This window comes from Shewanella waksmanii (assembly GCF_043643685.1).
Lineage (GTDB): Bacteria > Pseudomonadota > Gammaproteobacteria > Enterobacterales > Shewanellaceae > Shewanella > Shewanella waksmanii_A.
Window position 1 is genome coordinate 131,333 of sequence record NZ_JBHZSN010000004.1, and the last position, 17,638, is coordinate 148,970.

Consider the following 17,638-nt stretch of genomic DNA (forward strand, 5'->3'; position numbering starts at 1 on the left):
TCTTGAGTCCATCATAGTTTACGTGATTAACAACATATACCACTACACTTAACGTATTGTGCTGTTAAAAATTAATAGGAAACAACCAAAACTATAGAGCGTTAAGAATCCATCTTAAATGCTTTGTTAGACTAGTACTCAAGATGGATAAGATTCCCAATCATCAGCACGTAAAGCAACAGAAACACAATACAGCCAAAAAAGGACAACACCTATTTTAAATAAGAGCTCTACAAAGCCATTAATTAATGAAAACGTTAAAATATAGTGCACTATCCCTTTATAGCTTTCCGAACCAAGAAAAATACTATTTACCGCACCATAACCTGAGAAGCAAACAAAACCTGCAGCCCAGTCCGAAAGCTGTTTATTTTCTTTTGATATATTTGAAATTATCAGTTTACCAGATATTTCCAGACGAGCCACAGACAGCAACCCTCTAAGTGCAGGGAAAAGACCAACCATCAACAACGAGTATGAGCCAACAAATAGCATTAGTTTGAAAATAGGGGCTTTTAATAAGAGTCCATACGCAGATGAAATTGCCAAACTAGTTGGATCTATTTTCGCTGAGATTAACCATAGATCCAAGTAGCAAATAAAGCACATCAGCAACACTAAGAACCTTACATCAACAACACTTTCGAGAAGAGAAGGAACACTTCTCACAGTAGAAGATGTTGGTTTTGTTTCTTCCATGATTGTCTCCTTTGTCCGCTAACAGCATAACGCCTGCTTAAATTGTGTAGCGCATCCACAAAACTTAAGCTAACCACCGTAAAAACAAACGCCAGTATTTACACCAAAAGTGCCAAACGTTACGAATCGACTTGAAGCACTTGTTAGGTAAAAGTTTCACACTCTACGCAAAAGTTCTATAAAAGGAGCGAGAACCAACTTTGCGGTGTTCTACGCGTTTTTCATCTTCTAAAATGCGAGCAACTATCGCAAACAACCAACCTTTAGGTCCGTACTGTTTATTGTTAACTGGGACAGCTACGAAGTTCAAAGATAACTCATTTTTAATGTCAATCGCTGACACCCACCTGTCAGGATACCCCGGCTCTTTCGCAAGGATAAACTCATAAACCTCGTTAGCTATCTCGTTTATATGATTGTGAATATTTTCTTTATGTTTACTCATAGCTATCTCCATTTGAATAACGCCGCATTCAGCGGCCAGTCCGCTGCAATGCTTTATTAATCGACTTTCGATACCACGATTTCGATAAACTCCAGTAATAGTTATCAATTCTTTTTGGCCTAACAATCGAAACAACTAAACTTATCAAACTAGCCAAACCAAAGACTACTGATAAAGCTGAGTCAGACGATGAGTGCATCGATATTAGTAATGCGATACTTAACAATGGAAGAATGATGTAGGTTGATACTCGGAGAATCAAATACTGCCTTCTAGCAGTAACCTTTATAGGTTTATATCTATTTAGCTTTTGCTGATGCTTCATGCTTCTCAGCTCTTCGATAGCTTGCTTCCCTTCAGTAGCACTTTTTTCAAGTAGTGACTTTTCTTTTATAACTTTTTCGATGTAGTTTTCATCTAAAACGTCCTGGGTCATGGCAATAGAATCTATAGTTACATCTTCAGGCAAAGATGGGGCTTGGTATATATCATGATGTATTCTTGCTACAGTTTCCCTGCTAATATCACCAGATTTTAGCTTGTCCGATAGATCTCTATATATTTCAGAAACCGAACGGCTTACTTGCGATGAAATAATTAACTTCGCTTTAATGATAGGGTCGAATGAAATTGGTTTTTTCGATTTACCACCAAAACCTTTATTCAATTTAAACCAAAATTTTTCAGTTAAGAACTCTATATTTGTGGCGAATGGTATTGCCCCATTACCCTCAAATACACTTTCACTAAAAGCCATTCGTTGAGGTAGCCAACTTTCTGTAAGGAAAATTGAGTTCACTCTATCTATTCCAGTAGAACTTTCCCCTTTTCTTAGATAGTTAATTTTTGTAAAAATCTTTAAAATAGATGATATAAGCGTTCTATTAACACTCCTATCAGACAGCTCACTCTCCAATGATGCCAAAACACCTTCACTCTCAACATTAAATTCTGGTTTTGAGTAATAATCTACACTATCTTCTGGTTCAATTTTCAGTCCTTTGATCCTAGATAAAAATTCGGCTTTCTTTGTGACTACATCACTTCCATACTTACAGCCATTGCAAATATTTTTCATTGCCGTCTTTGACGGGTCTATGGTTCCCTTTCTTTCAACAATTTTTTGAGCAGCGTAAAAGAATCTATCAACTTCCGAATCTGTTTCTTCTAAATACCTTAGTGAAATTCTTCCACCTTTTTTATTTCGGTTTGCCTCTTGTATTAAACTATAGAAATCGTTAAACAAAGTTTCATATAATTCACCATTCAAACCTGCTGCACTAAAAAGGTGCTCAGAATCTAAAAAGATCGTGAGATTACCTCTCCAAACTCCTAACGTAGAGAGATCTGGTGAATATTTAATTCCTGTATACAGAATTAATCCTTCCTCAATTCTATTTAGTTTTTCAGTGAAACCTGGCTCATTCTCGTGGAGTACAACATATCTAGCAATATCATTCGTATGCTTATTATTTTTGTCAGGTCGTATCAAATACTCTTCTAAATCAGATTCTAGGTCATTTTTGTCGACACTCAACAAACCTTTATTTGAACAATATTCGTATAGTCTATTAATTATTTCTAGATATTCATCACGAGAACTACTGAAGTCAGATTCGATATTAATATTTAATCTGAATTTTTCTGATACCGAATAAGACCCACCTTGCAGAATAAGGTCACCTGATTTCACTAGCCTGTTTCTAAGGCAGCTATTTATAATTGCTTCTGGAATGTGAAATCCAAATTCTTCTTCGATATGGCTTGCACATTCTAATGAGTTAAATATTGACAAAGATTTAAAGCTTATAATAGCTCTAATAAATTCGCTTAAAACATCGTAAATATCTTTTTTCTCATCATACATAGCTCTGAAAACAGATGCAGATGAAAGGAGCTTTGATTCTTCCAACTAAAATTTCCTTTTCGATTAACAGCTTATTATCCTGCGTCTCGGATAAATCCCTGCTTTAATGTTAATTTACGCTCAACATATCAATGTAACCTATTGATGTAAAGCGACTAATTTTTCAATCACTCTGATTTTTACTTTTATACCAACCGCAAAACAGAACAAGCACATTTATCGGGTCCATTGAAAGTAAGAATTAAATGGCTAACCAATTGAAAAATATAACCTATTTTTAAACCCATATGCACATAAGCCAGCCATTATTAATCAAAAACATAGCAGGATTAACACGCACTTCTCAAGGACTAAATTGATTTGTACCTTTAAATGCCGCCCTCAGAAAAAATTCATACGAGAATTCAGCCAAATATGAGGAAATTCAGCATTAATGGCTGTATTTAGCACAAGGGATGTTAACTCAGTTAAAGAAGCTGAGGAATTAGGAGCGATATGAACGTTTGAACTTAGTTAGTTGGCATAAACTGGCAACTACTTGAGAAATGTCGCCTTCGCTTGTTTAGATGTTCACAGTAATGGCTAAACTCTTCTAATGTCCCCACAGGGCCATGGAAAAGTTGTCCAAATTCCGTGACGATTTTAAGCCAATTCGCGGAGGGTATGTTTAACCGGCTCAGTATGTCACAAGCCTGTGAATCAATAACACCACGCTTATCGTCTCGAATCACCCTGCCTGTTTCATCGACCAGTACAAGGTAGTCTTGAAGAGAGAAAGCAATACCTTTGGGTTGGTTAGCACGTTCATTACCAATAAAAGGTAAAAGAGGTTTAGGTTGCTCACCTGTAAGTGCTGCTTTTACTCTGAGTTTGATACTCGTGAAGTCCGATTGCTCAGGTTTAGTCGCCATTTTAGCCCGTATCGGATTAAGCTCTACATAGGCCATACAGGCCAACACGGCGGCTTCATCTAGAAGCGCTTGTGATTTAAATCGCCCTTCCCAGAAATGCCCTGTGCAGTTATCTTCTAGATTAGCTTGTCTTGCAATAGGCTCATTTAGACACCTCATAAACCAGCTAATATCGCAAAGGCGCGAGCGATACGTTGCTATCAGATGTTTAAGCTGCCCAACTGCGTACTCTTCAACAACTTCACCTTTGGCAAATTTCTGCGTTAAGACAGTTCCTTTAAACAGTTTATGCCATTGCAATACTACGTCCCTATCTGACCAGGCATTAACTTGGTCAACATCAATATGAAGGACGACATGAAGATGGTTGCTCATCACTGCATAGGCCGCCACGTCAATGGCAAACACTTCGGTAAGTTTCAAGATTTGAGCTTCTATCCAACCACGGCGGTGGTCATAGTTTTTGCCGGTGTACTTATCATCACCACATAAGAAAGCGCGCCGAACAACGCGACTACAACAATGATAGTAAGCAGTGTCTTCGAGACTAATGAGGGTTCGTCTAGGCCTTGGCATGTAACCTCCTTGTTATATGCGCAAATCAAGCATAGTCGGAGGTTGTTATTTTCGCCATAAACAATGGCTGTCTTTATATTTCTCCTTGTCTTTATATTTCTCCTTTGAATTTAGTTTGCAGGCATAAACTGGCAACTATTTGAGAAATGTCGCCTTCGTTTATTTAGATGTTCACAGTAATGGCTAAACTCTTCCAATGTCCCCACAGGACCATGGAAAAGTTGGCCAAATTCCGTGACGATTTTAACCCAATTAGCTGAGGGTATGTTTAACCTACTCAGTATGTCACAAGCCTGTGAATCAACAGCACCACGCTTATCATTTCGAATTGCTCAGCCTGTTTCGTCCACTAATACGAGGTATTCTTTCAATAGTTTGGTGTATGGAGAACGCGACAATCGTTATTTGTAATATAAATTCACTTAAACTCCACGAAAACATCTACTAGATTTAGGCGCTGAACAAACGTATTACAGGCGAGCTGTAAATAAAATATAAAATCAGTTGATTGAATTAATAGCCTACTAAACAAACTGACATCATACACTATGCCGCGAAATAACATCATATAGGCAAGAAACTTAAACAACACTAAACTAAACGCAAAAGATATAAACTAATAAAAGGAGTAAAGTTAAATATGAAAAGGTATATTCCCATTGTAATAATATCATTTTTTTCTATAGATGCTTTTGCAATAGAGAAGTATAAAGATAATTACTTTTTACCTCACTATCATGAAAAAAATGTGAATCAGAAACGTTTTGCACCAATGAACCCTAACGGCGGTGATGTTAATGACACCCTAATTCAATTTCAGTTTAGCCTTAAGTATTCAATCTATGGAAATGATTCAAATGGCCTATTTTTGGCTTACACACAGCGTTCAAACTGGGAAGCGTATGAAAAGAGCGCTTATTTCAGAGATAACGATTTCAACCCTGCACTTTTTTACTCGTACACTATGTTGGATTCACTAAACTTATCTCTAGGGGTGGAACATCAATCAAATGGTGCGGGTGGTACTAATGAAGTAAGCTGGAACAGAGGGTTCTTGGATATTAAGTATGAAGGGGAGCATGGATATGTAAGAGTCAAACCTTGGGTAAGGTTTAGTGATAAGACGGATTACAACCCAGATATAGAAGATTTTCTTGGCAACTTTGAAATGGAAGCATTGTACAACATCACTGAAAATACTACATTACGGATGTTAGTAAGAAATCCATTTGAGAAGAATTACTACGAAACTAGCTTTACATTTCCTATTTTTGGTAGATTAAAAGGGTACATTATGTACGAAAGTGGATATGGGTCGACCATCTCTAACTACGACTTCAAATCAGATTCATATGGTGTTGGCTTCTCGTTGAATTAAGGTTAGTTCTAACGGAAGAGTCTTAGCGTTGACTCATTGACTTTCTAACGTTAAATGATATCGCCGAATAAGGCGATATCTAACGCTTTGGAGTTTGGTTTAAATAACATTAAGGTAGTTTGCACTTACAACAGTCTAATCTTTAACATCCATCTCCTACACAAAGGTAAAAAACCATGCCCCCGATATTACTACCCAAGCGAAAAAACTATCACATGATTTAAAAAATCCCTTTGGCAATATTTTAGAGATTTACAGCCATAGTTATGAGCTACACTACTCAGCAGGTGCTTATTAACGTTAAGTTGGGCATCTTAATCATTGGCCGTTTAGTATTTGATAGTGGCTTATTAGCGAATGCTTAGCTTATTTGAGCTTATGTTTACCAAGCTTAGAAAAACCTATTAGCGCTGTGCTCAAACTTGCCTACTGATAAAAGTAGGCAAGTTGATTTGCAGCTAGCTTACAACTCTCACACCTCTCACATCTCTTACATCGCTTACTGCACTTACATTATTTAGGTTACTTAGATTAATTATTAACCTTGATTTGCTTTATTACTTGTCTAGATTTGCAAGAGAGCTTTCCTGCTGGTAGTGGTTTGCAATAGCTTCAAACGCAGCTAATCTCGGTTTATTGGTTGCCCTTGCTGCATTTGATGCTGACTTTGCAGATGAGAACGTGGCGATAACTAAATTTTGTTCTTGGTTAATATACAGATGCTGGCCAAACACGCCGCGGAATGTGGCGATGCCTTTTTTACTATCATGCACCCATAAGTAGTTTTTGTACCCTTCTAGCCATTCGTCATACACACCAGCCTCTTTGCTTTTGTAGATGCTGCGCTGCATATGCTCTTTTTCATCATCGGTGAGTGCGAAAGTGTCAGCTAACCAAGCTTTTGAAAATACTTGCTGGCCATTGTAATTACCGTGGTTTGCCATCGCGATCCCTACTCTGGCAAAGTCGCGTAAGGTTGAGGTAAAGCCGCCTGTGGCGACAGGTGTGTAAGTCATGTCAGTCATAAAGGTAGCATCGTGTTCAACACCCAGCTTGTACCAAATATTTTCAGCAATAAACTGGTGTAACGGCTGGCCTGACACTCGCGCAATTAACCAACCCGCCACATCCACATTGGGCGAATGGTATTCATATTTGTGATTAACAGCGAGATCTGGATTTTGCTTAAACTGCGGCGCAAATTCCAGTAAGCCTCTTGGCGTGTCATCTTTGGTGGGGTCTAACTTCATTAAGTCATAGGCTGGCACTAAGCCTAAACGGCGAAAATACTCATAGTGCATGGTGCCGGGGCTGATATTGGCATAATCTTCGCTGTAATCTAATGCCGATGTCATGTTCAGTACGGTTCTTACCGTCTGCTCACCAAAATGAGACCCCTTTAATTCTTCAATATAGCTATCTACCGTTTTATTAGGATCAAGTTTACCCTGTTCTACCAGCAAGCCAACCGCCTGACCTACCAATGATTTTGTACTTGAAGCCCACATGTGATGATCTTTTGGGCCAAAGGTACCAAAGTACTGTTCATGTACCACTTGGCCATCTTTAATAATCACGTAACCATCAGTTCGATCATTTATCATGGCTTGATTAACCGTAAATTGCTGGCCAGCATAGTCAAACTTGAGTGCTGCAATACTTGGATCTAAGTTTTCAGCTAGCATTGATACCTTGCCATCACGGGGTACCATCAAGTTAGGGTGGATCCCCATGTTCTGAAATGACCAATGATTAAAATTCGCATCCGCCCAATTAGTGAGTGTCACCTGATCTTTAGCTGCCGTTGAAGTTGAGTACATGGCCTTTGCATTAGCTTTCGTATTCTCGTGAGAGTTGTCCTGAGAATTGTCCTGAGTATTGGCATTTGCCGATACCGCCAATGCTGAGCATGTTGATAGTGAGACAACCAATGCGAGCGAAGTTAGTTTCATGTTTGAATCCTTAAGTGTTGTGCCTGCTAAATAGCGAATTACAGGGCCGCGTTAACCGATTTGCGCCCATAATAGATTTGATAACAGATACACACGAATACATAATGTATGGAAAACACGTACATATAAATAAGGGCAAGCGATGATAACTTTGGAGCAGCTGTCATGTTTTAAAGCGGTATACGAGCTTAATAGCTACAGCAAAGCCGCCAGAGCGACCAATAAAACCAGAGCGACTGTTCGCGAAAGAGTCAAAGCCCTAGAAGACACCTTGGGGTTTGAGCTGTTTGAAACCCAAGGCAAAGCTGTGATGCCAACTCGATATGGCGAGCACCTGTACCCAAGAGCCGACAATTTAACTCGCCAATCAAAAGAGTTTTATCACGTGGCCTTGTCTACTTTTTCCACGGATATCACTTCTATTGTGTTACACCATGACGATCTCATTCCGCTGTGCCTATTGTCTGACATTGATGATGCCATTGAACGAGAGTTTCCCAAGATATCGATAAACTGGTTACAGCGGGATCGCGCAGCCAGTTTAAAAGATATCGAATCGGGTGATGCGCTGTTTTCTATCATGCCAACAGTTGGCAAAATCTTTCCCAATACAAAAGTGGGTGTGGTTAACTTAGGCACCTATCAATATGCGCCTTACACATCAGTCAACTCAGGGATTTCTCATCAAGAGATTGATCTTAATGAGCTTACTACTGAAGATTTCCTGCTTACCGAAAACTCGGTATTAAATGAAATGCGCTATGCCAACATTAGCAATCGCAAGCATTTAGTCTCTAACAATGACATGTTACTGCATAAGATTCACAAAAAAGGCTGGACCTTGTTAAGCACCGCCAATGCACAAGAGTTTGTTGAAGCTGGCAAGCTAAGAAAAATCCACATTAAAGAAACCATTGGTAATCTAAGACAAGAGATGGTGTTGTTTTACCCGCTGCATGCAGAAATCGATAAAACCCGCAGCAGAATCATCGCCATTGCAAGAGAAACAGCCACAGCATTTGCAAATAGCAGCTATGCCTAAAGCTAAGTTTATGCCGAATCCAAGCATTAACGAATCTAAGTTAGCGCCTTGATAAAGGTTTATCGGTTTTTTAGGGGTTAAAAGGATTGGTCGCGTAAATAATGGTTAGACGATTAACTTCGACGGCTAGTTATTACAAATACCATTAAAGATAAATTTTCGTTATTATCGACAGTAATCGATAACTACCGTGCCACTGCCAATGAATCCTGCTTGGTTACATACCTTTAAAACCTTAGTCGACATAGGCCACTTTACTAAAACCGCCGAAGCGCTTTATATGACCCAACCAGGTGTCAGCCAACATGTGAAAAAACTTGAGCAAGCCTGTGGTTACGATTTGCTAAAACGCAGTAATAAACAGTTCCACTTAACTGAGCAAGGTCAGCAGGTTTATCAATACGCTGTTAAAGTGGCCAGCGACCAAAAACAATTGATTGAAAGCTTAGGCTTTGATGATGCTTATGCGGGGCTGTGCTCTTTAGCCTGCTCTGGCTCATTAGCCATGAGCGCTTACCCAAAGCTGATTGAGTTGCAACAGCAGCATCCTGCAATGTCGTTTCATATAGAAGTGGCGCCCAATGAGCGTATTCTCTCGGATGTTCAACAAGGACGCATCGACTTTGGTGTGGTAACACATCTGCCTAACAGCCATTTATATCGCAGCCAGGTGATTGGCGAAGAGCCCTTATGTTTAGTGCTACCAGCGAGCTACCAGCAGCAAACCATTAATGCTGATACTTTGATGGAACTGGGTATGGTTAAACACCCAGACGCGGAGCACTACTTATCGTTATATTTGGCGCAATGTAACGAGCCAGGTTGGGATCAAATCCCCATTAATCAGATCCCCGCAGCAAGTTATATCAATCAACTTAGTCAAATCTTGCTGCCCATCGCCCATGGCATTGGTTTTACCGTGTTGCCCTACAGTGCTGTGGCTTATTTTCCGCAAAACGATAAACTGCATGTACATAATACTGCTCAGGCGGTGACCGAACCTTTGTACCTTATCTCACAACGGTACCGTCAACTGCCTAAGCGTTACAATACTATCCAAACCCTTATTCTGGAGAAACTGTGTCAGCCTCAGCGATAGGGGCAACATAGTCAATTAAGCGCTCACCTTTCTCAAATAGTTTCCAGTCACCGGGGGCGAGAATATGCCAATCTTCGTTATCAGTCAGCGGCCGAGTGGCGATGACGGTAACGATATCATTGGGGGTGGTTTCTTTATCAAAATCAATCACTACATCGGTATCAATCAATTTTGCTTTACCAAAAGGCGCACGGCGAGTGATATAACACAGATTATTACTGCAATAACTCATCAAATGATCGCCATCACTTAAGATCATATTGAACACGCCTAACTGACGGATCTCATCGGCTAATGTCGCGACAAATCGATATACGTCGGTAATGTCTTCAGGCTCAGTATCGCCAAAGCGATCGACGATTTGTTGCAATATCCAACAAAATGCCAATTCACTATCGGTATCGCCTACTGGCTGGTAACGGGATACGCGAAACTTTTGCTCATAATCACTTAACTGGCCATTGTGCGCATAGGTCCAATAGCGGCCCCACAATTCCCGGGTAAATGGGTGAGTATTTTCTAAACTGACCCCACCGCGATTAGCTTGGCGAATATGGCTGACCACCACTTCACTTTTAATCGGGTAAGACTTAATCAGACTGGCGACATGGGATTCACTACTGGGACGCGCATCTTTAAAAGTACGGCTGCCTTTACCTTCGTAAAAGGTGATCCCCCATCCATCAACATGAGGTCCGGTGACCCCTCCTCGCTCGGCTAGGCCAGTAAAGCTAAAAACAATATCCGTTGGCACATTGGCACTCATAGCGAGTAGCTCACACATAGTTAACGCAACCTCAAAGTAAACCTCTTATTTATAGGGCTATTCTACCTAGTTGCCCCATAGAGTGAAACCAACTACCGAATAAATTATTTAAACAATTGTTTGAAAAAAGACTTGTATAAAAATCATCATAGGGTTAGATTTTATGCGACACAGGTCAGACCACATACTATAATCGTGATACGGGTCAACAAAAAAAACGTCTTATGGCTTGTACTGTGAAGGTTGCAATTAAAGGAGAATTAACGTGACTACCCTACTTTGGACACTTGTCATTATCTTTACGTTAGGTGCACTCGCCTATCTAAGGGTATCTTTACTTACTTCAAGCGTTATCACAGCTCTGGTGCTAGCGGCAGGCACATTAACCGATACTGTGTCAGCATGGTTGTGGTTAATCTTCTTGGCTGTAGCGGTTCCTTTAAATCTAAGCAATGTGCGTAAGAACTTTATTACCCGACCGCTGCTTAAAATGTACAAAGGCATCATGCCTGAAATGTCTTCTACTGAAAAAGAAGCCATTGAAGCGGGCACGACTTGGTGGGAAGCGGATCTGTTTGCGGGCAACCCTAACTGGAAAAAACTACACAACTACCCACAAGCACGTCTCAGTGCAGAAGAACAAGCCTTTTTAGATGGTCCGGTTGAAGAAGTGTGCAAAATGGTCAACCAACACCAAGTGTCACACGAACTTGCCGATCTGCCCCAAGAAGTCTGGCAGTATTTAAAAGATCACGGTTTCTTTGCCATGATCATTAAGAAAAAATATGGCGGCCTAGAGTTTTCTGCCTATGCGCAATCTCAAGTGCTACAAAAGCTAGCTGGCCTAAGTAGTGAACTGGCATCAACAGTGGGGGTACCTAACTCATTAGGCCCTGGCGAGCTATTGCAGCACTACGGTACGCCAGAGCAGCAAGATCACTATTTACCTCGCCTAGCAAAAGGTCTAGAAGTCCCTTGTTTTGCCTTAACCAGCCCAGAAGCCGGCAGTGATGCGGGTGCTATTCCAGATTTTGGTGTGGTCTGTAAAGGTCAATGGCAAGGCGAAGAAGTGCTTGGTATGAAACTAACCTGGAACAAGCGCTACATTACCCTTGCTCCGGTTGCGACTGTATTAGGTCTTGCATTTAAACTACAAGATCCTGACAAACTACTGGGTGACACCGAAGATTTAGGTATTACTTGTGCGTTAATTCCAACAGATTTAGAAGGCGTTGAAACAGGTCGTCGTCACTTCCCACTGAACTGCATGTTCCAAAATGGTCCAACTCGCGGTAACGAAGTTTTCGTACCATTGAGCTTTATCATTGGTGGTCCAGAAATGGCGGGCCAAGGCTGGCGCATGCTGGTGGAATGTTTATCTGTGGGTCGCGGTATTACCCTACCGTCTAACTCGGCTGGTGGCATTAAAACTGCGGCATTGGCTACTGGCGCCTACTCACGTATTCGTCGTCAATTTAAACTGCCTATTGGTAAGCTTGAAGGTATTGAAGAGCCAATGGCACGCATCGGCGGTAACGCTTATTTAATGCAGGCGGTAAATACCTTAACCACAACAGGTATCGATTTAGGTGAAAAGCCTTCAGTCATTTCAGCCATCGTTAAATATCACCTCACTGACAGAATGCAAAAGTGCGTCATCGATGCCATGGACATTCACGGTGGTAAAGGCGTCTGTCTAGGTGAGAACAACTATTTAGGCCGAGGTTATCAAGCTGCCCCTATCGCGATTACGGTTGAGGGCGCTAACATTCTAACTCGTTCGATGATCATCTATGGTCAAGGTGCAATTCGTTGTCATCCATACGTGTTAGCGGAAATGGAATCAGCGTTCGATCCCGATCAGCGTAAAGCACTCAATGACTTTGATGCGGCCATATTCGGTCACATCGGCTTTGCCATCAGTAACTTTGTAAAGAGTTTCTGGCTTGGTCTAACCTCGTCACGTTTTTCAAACAGCCCATATAGCGATAAAACCAAGCGTTATTATCAACATATGAATCGTTTTAGTGCTAATTTGGCGCTGCTGTCAGACTTAGCTATGGGTACCCTTGGTGGTAGCTTAAAGCGTAAAGAGCGTATTTCTGCCCGTTTAGGCGACCTATTAAGTCAGCTTTACTTGGCATCAGCTACCCTAAAGCGCTACCAAGATGAAGGTCGTCAAACTGAAGATTTAGTGCTAGTGCAATGGGCTGTAGAAGACGCGCTATATAAACTACAGGACTCACTGGATGATCTGCTAAACAACTTCCCTATGGGTCTTGGCAAAGTACTACGAGTTATCATGTTCCCATTTGGTCGCCCAATCAAACGTCCTAGTGATGTATTGGATCATAAAGTCGCTAAAATCATGCAAACGCCGTGTGCTAGTCGTGATCGCTTAGGTAAAGGCCAGTTCCTTACCGCTTGCCCAAATAATGCTGTAGGTATTCAAGAAGAGACCTTTAAAGACATTTTGGCGAGTGAGCCACTGTATGACAAAGTCTGCAAGGCTGCGGGCAAACGCCTACCCTTTATGTGGCTAGATAAAGTCGCTGAGCAAGGTGAAGCCTTGGGCGTACTAAGCCAAGAAGAGATTGAGCTACTTAAACGTGCTGAAATTGGCCGTATGAAATCGATCAACGTTGATGACTTTGCGCCTGAAGCGCTTAGACCTGAAATCAGCAGCACTGACTCACAACATCAAGCAGCATAGCACTATGTGTTTAAGCGACTATATGCTTAAACGAGTATGTACTTAAGCGAGTCTGCTAAATAAAGCAACTACCAAAAAGGAGGCAATCGCCTCCTTTTTTATTATCAAATAATCACAGCATATTCTGCTATTGCTATCAGCGAGTAAACTTTAACTACTGGCATCACTGGCAGTGTCACTGCTTGTTTCACTATTGGGTTGGCTACTCGAGGCTTGCTCTGCAGTGATCAAATAAATCAGCTCAATGCCCGCAGGCAAGGGTTGTTCTTGGTTGGTGATCACATGCACTTTCTTATTTTGAATGTACATTAACGGCAACACCCCTTCCCCATATCGCTGTTTTAAGTCATCACCACTAAAGCTGTCGGTGATGTTGGTGACTTTAATCAGCCCACCTTTAGCCATGGTCGATGCTAAACGCGCGTAGGAGACGCTATCACCAAATAAACATAGCCGTTTGAGGTAATCTTCAGATAGCTGATGGCGGGCACTACTGACGTCATTGTTGTTCAAACCAAATACCCGATCTTTACCAAAGTAGTCTTGAAAATGATAAGACACTAGCGGATTAAACTGCCGATAGGGAGACAACACCAACAACCGCCCTATACCTGCCATGTCCATGTGGTTTTGCGCATGCTCTGAAGTAGGATTACCGAAATACACCGGAATATTATCCATTCTAGCCAGGCGAATATTGTCCCAGTTATTGTCTGAGATGATCACATTCACTTTTCTCTGCATCAGCACTTTGGCGATTTCACGGGCAAATTTTGAGCCACCAAAAATTAAAAAACCTTGGGGTGATACCGAAGCGACGCCTAAAAACCGTGCCCAAGCGCCAGCCGTCAAACTTTGGCTCACCACGGTGCCAATAATGATCAAAAATACTAGGGGAACAATTAGCTCAGCATTAGGGGTACCAAGGCGTTCAAGCTTAATCGCAAATAAAGATGATACTGCCGCCGCCACAATCCCTCGCGGGGCCAACCAGCTTAAAAACCAGCGGTCTGGATTAGCAAGATTACTGCCAAGACTACATAACCAAACACTCACAGGTCTCGCGATGAACATCACAACAGCCAATAGCAATAAGCCTTCCCAACCTAAACTAAATAGTGCATCGGAATTCAGTCTTGCCGCTAATAGAATGAACAATGCCGAGATCAGCAATACGGTGAGTGTTTCTTTAAACTCAATAATGTCATCAACATAGACACCCTTCATATTAGCCAGCCAAATCCCCATCACAGTCACTGTCAGCAGTCCCGACTCTTCTTGGATGATATTGGAACCGACAAAGACCCCCAGCATAATGGTCAACACCGCGGTATTTTTTAAATAGTGGGGTAATAACTCACGCTTTAAAATTTGCCCTACCAGATAACCTGAAAGCGCCCCAATCCCGAGACCTGCTCCTAACATATAACCTAGTGCATGTAAGACATGCTGAGTGGGATCGGCTGCCACAGCAATATATTCAAACACCAGTACCGCTAGTAAAGCGCCAATCGGGTCAATCACTATGCCTTCCCAACGCAAAATATTGGCAATACGCGCATTAGGCCGAATACTGCGCAGCATCGGCACAATCACGGTTGGGCCAGTCACTACCACTAAGGAGCCAAACAGCATGGAAAGCTCCCAGTTAAAACCAATAATCCAATAAGTTGCAGTACTGATAATGATCCAGGTGATCAGCGTGCCAAAGGTTACCAAGTTGATCACCATACGGCCATGTTCTTGTATCTCTTTAAAGTTGAGGGTTAACGCCCCTTCAAACAAAATAACCGCTACGCCCAAAGAGATAATCGGAAAAAGTAGATCGCCAAAAATGGCGTCAGGATTAAGCACCCCAAGCATTGGCCCAAGAATAAGGCCACATAGCAACAGTGGTAAAATGGCCGGTAAGCGTAACTTCCACCCCAACCATTGGCATAACAAAGATAAAACCCCTAACAATCCCAGCATTGCTGACAGATGTTCAACCATATTCCGCTATCCCTAAATTATGCCACTACCGTTTTGCTTTGATATGTTCATCACTGAATTTAAGCTGTGTGATTAAGTTCGCTAAACACTTTTATAACTGTAGTTGAGATAAGGATTTTGTGAGCCAATTATTGCGACAAATTGGTTATTTTTATTAAGTATTTCAATCAATACTCAACCATCTACTCGCTGTCACAACAAAAATAGATGCAATAGGGCTTGTTAACTTCCCAATAGAACCACTATTACTTAAATTATTCGTCTCGAACTAAAGATGGCGATGATCGGGTAACTAAAACCCTTAAGCAAAGGCGATTAACCGATACGGCAAAACGATAATGCACACTTAACTAAGTCATCGAGCCTCAGCGGCTGGTAAGTTGGAGATTGACTAGGATAAAAGCTGCAGATACAAAAAAGCCTTAGCAGATGCTAAGGCTTTGATGTTTGGCGGAGCGGACGGGACTCGAACCCGCGACCCCCGGCGTGACAGGCCGGTATTCTAACCAACTGAACTACCGCTCCAAAACTTTTGTTACCCGATTAACGTCTTAACCAGCTAACTAAATTTGTTGACTTGAGTGGCGGAGCGGACGGGACTCGAACCCGCGACCCCCGGCGTGACAGGCCGGTATTCTAACCAACTGAACTACCGCTCCACATCAAGTTGCGGTGAATAATACGTAGGCCGCCTAGTGTCGTCAATAACTTTTTTCACGAATTTGTTCAATCAGCCAAAAAATCATCAATAATCGCAGTTAGGCTCATATTAGTGCTACATTTTTGCACTAATGGTTATCCTAAAAGAGCACTAACGGTCGTGTTAATACTCGTGTTAGTGCTCGAGTTAAAAGCCCTGTAAATAACCTTATAAACAGTTATGCCGATTTTTTCGGCTTTTGATCAGGCAGGTCTTCCGGCATGGTCAAATCAATTTCGTCCAATGCAGGGCCTATTTCTTTAGCTCGTTCTTTTTCTAAGCGCGCAGCCGTCACTGCTAACGCTTCTTTAAGATTCTGGCGCTTACGCCAAATCAGCAAAATAATGGTTCCTAGAATCACCAAAATGGTATTGATGGTAATAATCCAGAACAAAGCATCATCTTTTGCTTTTTGCTCTTCAGCCGCCGCTTTTTTTGCTGCAATCGCTGCAAGCTCTTCTTCGGTTGGTGGCGGATCGGGTGGACGCACTAAATTAAAGAACTGCTCAGGTAATTTAAGGTAGATTTCTCGGCCTGTCAGCGTGGTACTGGCGGCAATAGACTTTATTCGATAACTACCAAAAGCTGAGACTTGCGGTAACAGAAATTGGCTTTGATTCTGCTCGATATCTCGATGGTCAAGGGTAAGTTGCAGCCCAGCAGGTCCAACTAAATCAAACTCAAATAAGGTATCTTTTAGCTGTAACTGGCTGTCATCAATATTGATTGCTAATGCCCAGCGGCCTGTTAACGGATCTTCAGGCTCTATCACCTCAATCTCAACAGGCATCGGCTTAAGCTCAAACTCTTGCTTGGCTACTCTTTCAAATAAATTGTTCGCCGCTTTGACCTCTAGGGTGTAATGTCCCCAAGGTTGATTAAGATTAATATCGCCGGTGAAGATGCCATCATCTGGCGCTTCATCTAGCTTTTCACCATTGTCGTTATAACTGCCAACAACGATGGTACCGGCGGCAAAGTTCTCTTCGCCAGGCTGATGCTGACTGACAAACTTAGCCGTCCAATCCACTAAATAATCGAGCCCAGGCATGCGCATGCGCTGCTCATCGGCCATTAACTGAGCGGTGAGTTTAATTCGCTCACCTTGATATAAAGGTTGTGGAATATCCTCAACATCAATGGCGAGCGCCGAGACCTTTTGGATTTCAGAGCCTTCTACAACGCGACCAAGTAACTGCCATGGACCAGGCATAGGGTTTTCTATGGTAACAATATCGCCAGTTAAGCCATCAACCCATTTCACCTCTTGTGGGTGGCGATTGGCATACCATTTACTGCCATCAGGTAACACTATCACCACTGGCGCACTGCCGTATTGGCGCTGAATAAATAGCGTCACACTCTCAACCATGTGATCGATACGAAAACGATTCTTTAACTCACTCGCTTGATGAGAAGGCACAACCGTGTCTGCAAAAACAGGGGAAAGCAGCAATGCCCATATCAACGCGATGTTAGTTATCCATTTTTTCATAGA

General features: G+C 41.8%; 12 protein-coding genes, 2 tRNA genes and 2 pseudogenes. 5 read left to right on the forward strand and 11 right to left on the reverse strand.

Going from position 1 to position 17,638, the window contains the following annotated elements:
* Positions 1-138: 138 nt before the first annotated feature.
* The 5 genes and pseudogenes from ACHUFW_RS07515 to ACHUFW_RS07535 form a co-directional block, all read right to left on the reverse strand.
* Positions 139-699, reverse strand: a complete 561-nt coding sequence (locus ACHUFW_RS07515) for a hypothetical protein (RefSeq protein WP_394201904.1) — start codon at positions 697-699, stop codon at positions 139-141.
* Between the two features lie 163 nt (positions 700-862).
* The gene (locus ACHUFW_RS07520) at positions 863-1,144 is read right to left on the reverse strand and encodes a hypothetical protein (protein WP_394201905.1); all 282 of its coding nucleotides are present in this window, start codon (positions 1,142-1,144) and stop codon (positions 863-865) included.
* 28 nt (positions 1,145-1,172) lie between these two features.
* The gene (locus tag ACHUFW_RS07525; RefSeq protein WP_394201906.1) at positions 1,173-3,056 is read right to left on the reverse strand and encodes a hypothetical protein; all 1,884 of its coding nucleotides are present in this window, start codon (positions 3,054-3,056) and stop codon (positions 1,173-1,175) included.
* A 464-nt stretch (positions 3,057-3,520) separates the two neighbouring features.
* A complete protein-coding gene (locus ACHUFW_RS07530; protein ID WP_394201907.1) occupies positions 3,521-4,498 on the reverse strand; it encodes a transposase in 978 nt (325 codons plus the stop codon).
* Positions 4,499-4,608: 110 nt separating this feature from the next.
* Positions 4,609-4,869 (reverse strand): annotated as a pseudogene (locus ACHUFW_RS07535) (transposase); the annotation flags it as partial.
* 269 nt (positions 4,870-5,138) lie between these two features.
* Between ACHUFW_RS07535 and ACHUFW_RS07540 the strand changes: the two are divergent.
* Together ACHUFW_RS07540 and ACHUFW_RS07545 are read left to right on the forward strand one after the other, a co-directional pair.
* A complete protein-coding gene (locus ACHUFW_RS07540) occupies positions 5,139-5,876 on the forward strand; it encodes a phospholipase A (RefSeq protein ID WP_394201908.1) in 738 nt (245 codons plus the stop codon).
* Between the two features lie 162 nt (positions 5,877-6,038).
* Positions 6,039-6,174 (forward strand): annotated as a pseudogene (locus ACHUFW_RS07545) (glyoxalase); the annotation flags it as partial.
* 259 nt (positions 6,175-6,433) lie between these two features.
* Here the strand turns inward: ACHUFW_RS07545 and ACHUFW_RS07550 are convergent.
* Entirely contained in the window at positions 6,434-7,828 is a 1,395-nt protein-coding gene (locus tag ACHUFW_RS07550) for a serine hydrolase domain-containing protein (protein ID WP_394201909.1), read from the reverse strand.
* A 142-nt stretch (positions 7,829-7,970) separates the two neighbouring features.
* Between ACHUFW_RS07550 and ACHUFW_RS07555 the strand changes: the two genes are divergently transcribed.
* Entirely contained in the window at positions 7,971-8,870 is a 900-nt protein-coding gene (locus ACHUFW_RS07555; RefSeq protein WP_394201911.1) for a LysR family transcriptional regulator, read from the forward strand.
* A 190-nt stretch (positions 8,871-9,060) separates the two neighbouring features.
* The gene (locus ACHUFW_RS07560) at positions 9,061-9,969 is read left to right on the forward strand and encodes a LysR family transcriptional regulator (protein WP_394201913.1); all 909 of its coding nucleotides are present in this window, start codon (positions 9,061-9,063) and stop codon (positions 9,967-9,969) included.
* On the opposite strand, the gene ACHUFW_RS07565 is transcribed toward ACHUFW_RS07560, so the two are convergent.
* On the reverse strand, positions 9,935-10,753 hold the full coding sequence (locus tag ACHUFW_RS07565; RefSeq protein WP_394201915.1) for a class II glutamine amidotransferase: 819 nt from the start codon (positions 10,751-10,753) through the stop codon (positions 9,935-9,937). The two genes, ACHUFW_RS07560 and ACHUFW_RS07565, sit on opposite strands and share 35 nt — an antisense overlap.
* A gap of 247 nt (positions 10,754-11,000) precedes the next feature.
* Between ACHUFW_RS07565 and fadE the strand changes: the two genes are divergently transcribed.
* A complete protein-coding gene (gene fadE / locus ACHUFW_RS07570; RefSeq protein WP_394201916.1) occupies positions 11,001-13,448 on the forward strand; it encodes an acyl-CoA dehydrogenase FadE in 2,448 nt (815 codons plus the stop codon).
* 150 nt (positions 13,449-13,598) lie between these two features.
* Here the strand turns inward: fadE and ACHUFW_RS07575 are convergent, their stop codons facing one another.
* The 4 genes from ACHUFW_RS07575 to ACHUFW_RS07590 form a co-directional block, all read right to left on the reverse strand.
* Positions 13,599-15,440, reverse strand: a complete 1,842-nt coding sequence (locus ACHUFW_RS07575; RefSeq protein ID WP_394201918.1) for a cation:proton antiporter — start codon at positions 15,438-15,440, stop codon at positions 13,599-13,601.
* 448 nt (positions 15,441-15,888) lie between these two features.
* Positions 15,889-15,965 (reverse strand) — tRNA-Asp (locus ACHUFW_RS07580).
* Between the two features lie 57 nt (positions 15,966-16,022).
* A tRNA-Asp gene (locus ACHUFW_RS07585) sits at positions 16,023-16,099 on the reverse strand.
* 219 nt (positions 16,100-16,318) lie between these two features.
* A complete protein-coding gene (locus ACHUFW_RS07590) occupies positions 16,319-17,635 on the reverse strand; it encodes a TIGR03503 family protein (protein ID WP_394201919.1) in 1,317 nt (438 codons plus the stop codon).
* Positions 17,636-17,638: the final 3 nt, after the last annotated feature.